Origin of the sequence: Mesorhizobium sp. M7A.F.Ca.US.014.04.1.1, from assembly GCF_003998745.1 — a bacterium.
Taxonomy (GTDB): Bacteria; Pseudomonadota; Alphaproteobacteria; order Rhizobiales; family Rhizobiaceae; genus Mesorhizobium; species Mesorhizobium ciceri.
Map to the genome: position 1 here is coordinate 1 of NZ_RZRW01000254.1, position 8,139 is coordinate 8,139.

Annotated in this window: 4 protein-coding genes; all 4 read right to left on the reverse strand. The window is 63.7% G+C overall.

What is annotated here, in order from left to right; all coding sequences use genetic code 11:
* Positions 1-78: 78 nt before the first annotated feature.
* On the reverse strand, positions 79-1,236 hold the full coding sequence (locus EOA22_RS17705) for an ABC transporter permease (protein WP_013530884.1): 1,158 nt from the start codon (positions 1,234-1,236) through the stop codon (positions 79-81).
* Between the two features lie 12 nt (positions 1,237-1,248).
* Positions 1,249-2,283: an ABC transporter permease gene (locus EOA22_RS17710; RefSeq protein ID WP_127390116.1), complete on the reverse strand. Its 1,035-nt coding sequence runs from the start codon at positions 2,281-2,283 to the stop codon at positions 1,249-1,251.
* A gap of 230 nt (positions 2,284-2,513) precedes the next feature.
* Positions 2,514-4,166: an ABC transporter substrate-binding protein gene (locus tag EOA22_RS17715; protein ID WP_013530882.1), complete on the reverse strand. Its 1,653-nt coding sequence runs from the start codon at positions 4,164-4,166 to the stop codon at positions 2,514-2,516.
* 266 nt (positions 4,167-4,432) lie between these two features.
* A partial coding sequence (locus tag EOA22_RS17720) for a translocation/assembly module TamB domain-containing protein (protein WP_206521297.1) occupies positions 4,433-8,139 on the reverse strand: 3,707 nt, incomplete at its 5' end.

Here is an 8,139-nt window from a genome sequence, read left to right on the forward strand (position 1 = left end):
GCCTCGTTCATGGGTCGCTCCAATCCTGGTTCTTCCAGGCCTGTTTCTCTCAGGCCCATCGGGTCGAAACCCGCGACATCAGTCTTTCATCGATTGTTCGCGCAGCGAGTCGGCGAGCAGGTTCAAGCCCAGCACGAACGACATCAGTGCGATGGTCGGCGGCAGCGCCGGATGGATGAAGGAGCGCAGCAGGCGGCTGGCGTCCTTGATCGCGGTGCCCCAGTCCGGACTTTCCGGCGCCAGGCCAAGGCCGAAATAACCGAGCGTGCCGAGCAGGATGGTGGTGTAGCCGATGCGCAGGCAGGCATCGACGATCAATGGCCCGCGCGCATTGGGCAGGATCTCCCACAGCATGATGTACCAGGGCGATTCACCGCGCGTCTGCGCCGCCGCCACATAGTCGCGCGTCTTGATGTCCATCACCAGGCCACGCACGATGCGGAACACGCCGGGGCTGGAGGCGAACACCACCGCCACGAAGATGTTGAGCTGGTTTGGATCGATATGGACGATGTGCAGCGGGTCCTTATCGAACACAAGGCCGAGATAGATCCAGCCACCGAGGATCAGGGTGATGCCGAGCAGGATGTAGAGCCGGTCGGGCCGGTTCTTGTAGCGGGTCCAGAACAGCACGCTGAAGAAGATGATCGGGAACAGGAAGAACACGCCGGCCATGCCGTACGGGATCGGCGTGTCCATGATACCCGGCGTCACCAAGAGGTAGAACAGCAGGATCACCGGGAAGGCGAGCACAAGGTTGGCCAGGAACGACAGCACGGTGTCGATCTTGCCGCCGTAATAGCCGGCGGGCAGGCCGAGCGTGATGCCGACCATCAGCGCGAAGCCGGTCGCGGCAGGCGCGATGATCAGCACGATCTGGCTGCCATAGACCATGCGCGAAAACACGTCGCGCGCCAGCTTGTCGCCGCCGAACAGATAGGTCAGCCCCGACTGCGGTTCGACGGCGCCCGGCAGCACGTCCTTCATGATCGGAATCTGGGCCAGCGGATCGAAGGGCGATATGGTCGCGGCGAAGATCGCCGTGAACAGCCAGAACAGGCAGATGCCGACGCCGACAATGCCGACACCGCTGTCGAACAGCTGGCCGTAGAGCGCCAGCTTCTTCTTGTAGGCGAAGCTCGCGCCCATGACGATGACGAGCGCGATCCAGACCGGCCAGAAGCGCGACAGCACTTCGAAAACGACGGTGAAGCCACTGATGTATTGAACCGGCATCGGCTTCGCTCCCTACTGAACTCTGATACGCGGATTGAGAAATGCGTAGCCGACATCGGAAATGAGCTGCGTGATCAAGACGATGAACACCGAGACCAGCGAGCAGCCGAGCAAAAGGTCGATATCGTTGTTGCCGGCCGCCTCGACCAGCGTGTAGCCGAAGCCCTGGTAGCGGAACATCACCTCGACGATGACGACGCCGGTGAGCAGCCAAGGGAATTGCAGCATGATGACGGTGAACGGTGCGATCAGCGCGTTGCGCAAGGCATGTTTGACCACCACGCTGCCGAAGGAGAGACCCTTCAACCGCGCAGTACGGATATATTGCTGCGTCATCACTTCGACCATCGAAGCTCGCGTCATGCGGGCGATATAGCCGATGCCGTAGATCGCCAGCGTCATCACCGGCAGTGTGAAATTGTAGAAGGTGATGCCCTGGCTGGCCGAAGCCGCCGAGCCGTTCAGCCAGCCTAGCCATGAGGCGAAGATGACGGTGAAGATGACGCCCGACACATATTCAGGCGTCGCCGTCGAGGCGATCGACGCCACGGACAGCACCCGGTCGGTTCGCGACCCCTCACGCATGCCGGCCAGAATGCCGATCAGCAGCGAGATCGGCACCATCACCGCCAGCACCCAGAACATCAGGATGCCCGTAGCGCCGAGTGCCGGAACCAGTTTTGAGGCGACGGTCGCCTTGAACTTGGTCGAGCAGCCGAAATCGCCCTGGAAAACGCCGGCAAAGGTCGGCACGAGCGGATCGTTGCAGAAGGAGAAACGCTGCGCCGGCTTGCCGGTCGCCGGGTCGGTTACCGGCTGCTTGGGCAAGACACCAAGCCACTGGCCGTAGCGGACGAAGAAGTTCTGCCGGTAGCCATGGTTGACCAGCCAGCTCTCGAGCTGCTCGGCCGACGTATGCATTTCGGTCTGGCTGATCGCCAGCTTCTTCAGATTGGGTTCGAGGTTGATCAGGAAGAAGACGACCATGGTCAGGCACAGCATCGTCAATGCCATGGTGCCAAGACGCCTGATAACGAAGGAAAGCATGGCGGCCCCCTGCCGATGGGTTGGGGTTTGAGCCGGCTATGAAAGCCAACCCTGCCGTGACCGGCGGGGCTGGCTGTCAAACAGGCCTTCGGATGCGATCAACCCTGTTTTTGTTGCATGGCCTTGCCCGCGAGTCCGCAACTTTTTTGAGAATGTGCGGACCAGCAGGGACGGACAATGCAAAGAGCGAGGGAAGGGAGCGAGCCCCTTCCCTCCATGTCGATGCGATATCAAGCCTGGTCGAGCCAGACCTTGCCGTAGTCGCGCTCGAAGGTCGGGTGCATCTTGTAGTTCTGCACCGCCTTCACCGAGTGGCTGTAGAGCTTGCGCCAGTACGGCTGGATCATGATGCCGGAATCCTGCAGTATCTGCTCGATGTCCTTCATCATGTCCTTGCGCTTGGCGGCGTCGGCAACGGCGAGCGCCGCATTGAGCTTGGCATCCCAGTCCGGATTCGACCAGCCGGCCTCGTTCCAGGCCTCGCCGGTGCGATAGGCGATGGCCAGAACCTGGACGCCGAGCGGACGCATGTTCCAGTTGGTCATCGACAGCGGATACTTCGTCCAGTCGTTCCAGAACGTGGAACCCGGCAGAACGGTGCGCTTCACCTTGATGCCGGCGTCGCGCAGCTGGGCGGCGATCGCATCGCCGGTGTTCTTATGCCAGTCTTCGTCGACGGTGATCAGCTCGTGTTCGAAGTCGGCTTGGCCGGCTTCCGCCATCAGCGCCTTCGCCTTGGCCGGATCACGGGCAACCTTGGGCAGCTCGTAATATTCCGGATGGATCGAGCAGACATGGTGGTTTTCGGCGACCGAGCCGGCATTGCCGTAGCCGAGCTGCAAGACGACATTGTTGTCGACCGCAAGCTGCAGCGCGTTGCGCACCTTCTGGTCGCCATAGGGCTTGTTGTTGACGTTGGTGCGGCAGACGATGGTCGACGCGGTGACGATTTCCGACTTCACCAGGTCCATGCCGTCGAGGATCGACACATAGTCGGCCGAAGTCTCGAAGTTGGTGTGCACTTCGCCGGCCTCGAAAGCGCTGACCATGGCTGCCGGATCGGTGCCGTAGTCGATGAATTCCAGGCCATCGAGGAACACTTCGCCGTCCCACCACTTGTCATCGGTGCGGCGCTTGTAGACCACCTTCTGACCGACATCGTAGGAGACGAGTTCGAACGGACCGGTGCCGATCGGGCAGGCCTTGAAGTCGCCGCCCTTCTCATCGAAGGTCTTGTGGACGATCAGCCCGGGATAGTCGCACATGTTCGGAATCAGCGCGATGTCCGGCTTGCTGAGCTTAAGCACGACCGTGTGGTCGTCCGGCTTGGTCACGGCGCTCTCGTCGAGCTTGTCGTCCTTGACCAGCGAGCCGAGACGGCCGGGCATGGAATTGCCTTCGGCTTTCTTGTCAGCCCAGCGCTTCAGGTTGAAGATGACGTCATCGGCGGTGAAGGCATCGCCATTCGACCAGGTGACGCCCTTGCGCACATGCAGCGTATACTGCGTGGCGTCGTCGTTGACGTCCCAGCTTTCCAGCAGATAGGGGCGAAACGTGTATTCGGAGGTGTACTTGACCAGCGGCTCGAGCGCCTGGCGCTCGGCATTGGCGATTTCCGACCAGTCGGCCTTGCGCGGGTCCTTGGGATCTTTGATCCACTGGGCGATCTTCAGCGTGCCGCCCTTCTTGCCCTTTACCTCTTCGGCCTTCGCCGGCGTCGGATCGGCGAGGCCGAGCAAGCCGTAAGCCATTGCCGTCGATGCGCCGAAGACGCTGGCCATGGCCAGGAATTCGCGGCGGTCCACCTTGCCTGCCTTGGCTTCTTCGGCCATGGCCAGGATGTGATCCGGAACGCGATCGCCATTACTCTTATAAATTGTCATGACTTAACTCCCATTGTTGGCTTTCCGCCTTTTAACATTCCGCATCCAGGCCATGATGTCAAAGACGGCGTGGATTGAGAACATGTTAGGGAATGTGCAACTTTGAAAGGGGAGCGGTTCGCGTGATAACGACAGTCTTGGCGCAAATTTGCTACTGTCCGACGGATTCTTCTGGAATCGCGATAGTCGATTAAACTGAGACATTTACTCTGGCCCGCACAGCACCAGAATCGATCCACCATGAGGCCAAAAGCCCCGCCGGACTGTCAGTATTCCTTCTCGTAGAAGATGCCGCCCTTGGCTTCGCCGGCATCGTTGGCCTCGCCGCGCAGCTTGACGCCGCGCCCGACATTGAGGTCGATCGTCGCCTTGCCCGAGCCAGGCTTGTCGCCCTTCTGGATGGTGACATAGGTGCGGTCGTTGAGGTATTTGCCGGCCGAAACCGCCGTGCCGCCCTGGTCGTCGGTGGTGACGTCGAGATCGTCGACGCCAATTGCGCTGCGCAGGTTTTCCAGCAGCGACGTCGAGCCGCCGACGCCGGCCAGCTGCCCCGCCGCTTCGGCGAGCTGGGCGATCTGCAGCGGCGACAGGTTCGACATCGAGCGGCCGAAGATCAATTGCGCCAGCACCTCATCCTCGGGCAGCGCCGGCACCGAGGAGAAGGTGAACTTCGGATTGGTCGCTTCGCCCGACACCACGATGGTGACGGTGGCGCTGGTCGTCGTCGTGGTCGCCGTCAAATTGAGATAGGGCACCAGCGAGCCGGAAAACCCGACCGTGCCTTCGGTGAAGGTCAGCCGCTTGCCGAGGATCGACAGTCGTCCGCGCTGCAAGGTGAAGGTGCCGACCGCTTGCGGCGACGAGGCCGGGCCGGTCAGCTTCAGCGAGCCGCCAAGTTCGGCATCAACGCCCCTGCCCTGGATGAAGATCTGATTCGGCGCGTTGACCGTGACATCGAGCGCAAGGCCGCTACCGCCGCCCTTGCCGCTGGTCGTCGGCGGCCGCAGCGCCTTGTCCTGCGCCTTGACCGCGCCCGGCGCGTTCTTGTGCTTGACGTCGAGCGCCGCCAGCGAGCCCGGCAATTTGTCGGGAACGGTGATCACCGTCTTGGCGAGATTGACGGTACCGGCGATGACCGGTGCGGAGGTCAGCGGTCCCTTGATCGTCAGGTCGCCGCCGAGATTGGCGGTCACCACCCTGCCGTCCGTATAGCGGCCGTCGACCAGCTTGATCGACAGGTCGGCCGGGAAACCCTGCGCCGGGTTGATGCCGACCGTGCCGCTGGCCGACAGGCTGCCGCGCGTCGACAGCGTTCCGGTCAGCCGGTTGATCCTGGCGACGCCGCCGGCAATCGAGACATCGGCGGCGAGATCGTTGACGGCGAGGCCGGAGCGCGCATCGACAAGGCGCGCACCCGAGGTGCTGATGCTGCCGCCGATGACGGGCGATGTCGCGGGACCGCGCACCTGCACGTTGACATTGGCGGTTCCAGACAAAGACAGACCCTGCGCGGCCAGCTTCTGGCTGAGCAGGCCGAACGGCACGACGCCATTGAAGTCGAGCACCAGTGACGGCGTGCCGGCCGTTGTCACGGTGCCGCCGCCCTTGAGGCCAAGGCCGGCGCCATCGCCGACATTGGCATTGAAGGTCAGCTTGTTGCCGCCGAAGGTGCCCGACGAGGAGACACTCACCGCACCGACACCGGCACCGCGCGTCTGCGAGGTCCGCACGCCGGCCGCGTCGAGGTTGAAGACAATGGCGGGGTTCGCCGGCGCACCCGTCACCTTGACCGTGCCTGAGACGGAACCGGCGGCGCCGAGCCCCGGCGAGAAACTGTTGGCGAGCGACATCGGCACCCGCGCCAGCGTCGCATTGATGTCGAGCGCCGTGCCGACCTTGCCGGTCACCGTCGCCGTACCACCGCCAAGGTTGAGCACGAGCCGGTCCAGCGTCGTTGTGCCGTTGGCAATGCTGACGGTCGAGGCCTGGGCGATGGCCGTCTTGATGCCCTGGACAGTCGCCTGGCCGGAGGCAAGCTCGATGGTCGTCGTGCCGTTGGCCACTTTCACCCGGCCGGCGGCCTGTGCCGGAATGCCCTTGACGGTTGCGCCGCCGGAGAAGCCGGTCCAGTCGCCGTCGCGCTTCAAGTCGACATCGATGCCGCTGATCACGGTGCCGCCCGACGTGACGGTGTCGGCGCGGATCTTTCCGGAGATCACGGGCGCCGCCAGATAGTTGGCGACCAGCGCATCGATCGAGACGGCTTTCGCCTGCAGGTCGCCGCGCGTAATCGATGCTGTCGCCGCCTTGATTGCGACCTGTGGCGCATTGCCGTTCTTCGAAAAGGCGATCGTGCCGCGCACATCGCCTTCGGCCTTCTCCAGGGCAAGTGCTGCCAGCGGGCCGATATCGGGCAGGTCGAGCGCGATGGTGCCGACCGGCACGAACTTTTCATCCAGCGCCAGATCGCCGGAAATCCTGTTCTTGCCGAGCGACAGCAGCAGGCCATTGATGGCGCTCTTGCCGTCCGCCGTCGCCAGCACGGCACTACCTTGCAGCGCCTGGCCGGCGACATTGCCGGTCAGCTGCACATTCGCCGCCGGATTGGCGGCATCGGCCTTGCCGGTGGCGGTCAGCTTCAGCCCGGTGATCTCTCGCGCCGCCACGAGAAGGCGGTCGCTGTCGATGGTCAACGACAGGTCCGGCGCCGCGGCCGGGCCCTGCGCGTTCAACGCAAAAGCGATGGCGCCCTTGGCGTCTTTCGACAGCAGCGAGATATCGCTCAGCGCACCCTTGATGTCGGCGGCCACCTTGTTGTCGGCAAGGCTGGCTTGCCCGTCTGCGGTCAGCGCGCCCGAGGTCAGCTTCAATCCGCCTATAGCGATACTGCCGTTGGGGTCGCGCTTCAGCGTGGCGCTGATCTCAGCGCGTTCGCCAAGCATGCCGCGTGCCGCCGCCGGCAAGGCCGACGATGGGGCATCCGCCTTCAGATTGAGGTCGATGGCACCGTCACGCAGCGATACCTGGCCGGCAACCTGGCTGTTCAGCGCATCGCTCTTGAGCGAGCCGCTGTCTATGGCAACCGCATCGGCTGTCAGGCGACCGCTGAGCGCCGCCGTGACCTTGCCGGCGATCAGCGGCGCAATCACCGGATTGTCGAGACCGACCTTGTCCACCGACACTGTGCCGGAAACTGGCCCTGCGCGGTTCTTCAGATCGAACGCATCCGAGTGCAACGCCAGGGCAAGCCCGTCCACCCTCGCTGGACTGGTGACGATCGAGGGCAGGATCGCAGAGACATCCAGGCGGGCCCGCGTGCTCTCGCCCGCCACCTTTGCCGACAAGGACCGGATTTCGATCTTGACCGGGCTCCCGGCGCTGCCGACAATCAGGGGCAGGCTGGGGCCGGATGAGATGAGATCGAGCGCAAAATCGCTGGCGCCGTTCGGATTGAGGGTGCCGGCTGCCTTGCCGGAAATCTTGTCACCGGTCAGTGTCGCCTGATGGAGCACCACGCCGCCGGCCATGGTGTAACTGCCTGCCGCGTCGACAGCCAGCGCTCCGAGCCCCGCCTGGCGAGTCTGGCTGGTTTCGACGCCAGCCAGTTGCGCATTGAAGCGGACATCGGGAGCGGCCGGCGGCCCGGTCACTCCAGCCGTGCCGCTGAGCGTGCCGACGGCGTCGAGGCCGGGCGAAAATTCATTGGCGAGCGCCGCGGGCAGTGCCGAAAATTGCGCCGCGAGGTCGAGCGTCTGACCGGCAGTGCCCGACAGCGTCACCGAACCGCCGCCGACATCGAGCGCCAGTTTCTCGATGCTGGCCGTGCCGTTGGCGATGCTCAGTGTCGACGCCTGAGCGATTGCGGCCTTGATGCCGCGAACCGTCGCCTCGCCCGAGGTAATCTCGACGCTCGTGTTGCCGTCGGCGATCTTCACCCGGCCGGCAGCGGTCGCCGGAATGCCCGCGCTGGTGG

Excerpts from the sequence above, each read along its gene's own strand:
- EOA22_RS17705 (WP_013530884.1), bottom strand. The coding sequence starts at position 1,236 with ATGCCGGTTCAATACATCAGTGGCTTCACCGTCGTTTTCGAAGTGCTG.
- EOA22_RS17715 (WP_013530882.1), bottom strand. The coding sequence starts at position 4,166 with ATGACAATTTATAAGAGTAATGGCGATCGCGTTCCGGATCACATCCTG.
- EOA22_RS17710 (WP_127390116.1), bottom strand. The coding sequence starts at position 2,283 with ATGCTTTCCTTCGTTATCAGGCGTCTTGGCACCATGGCATTGACGATG.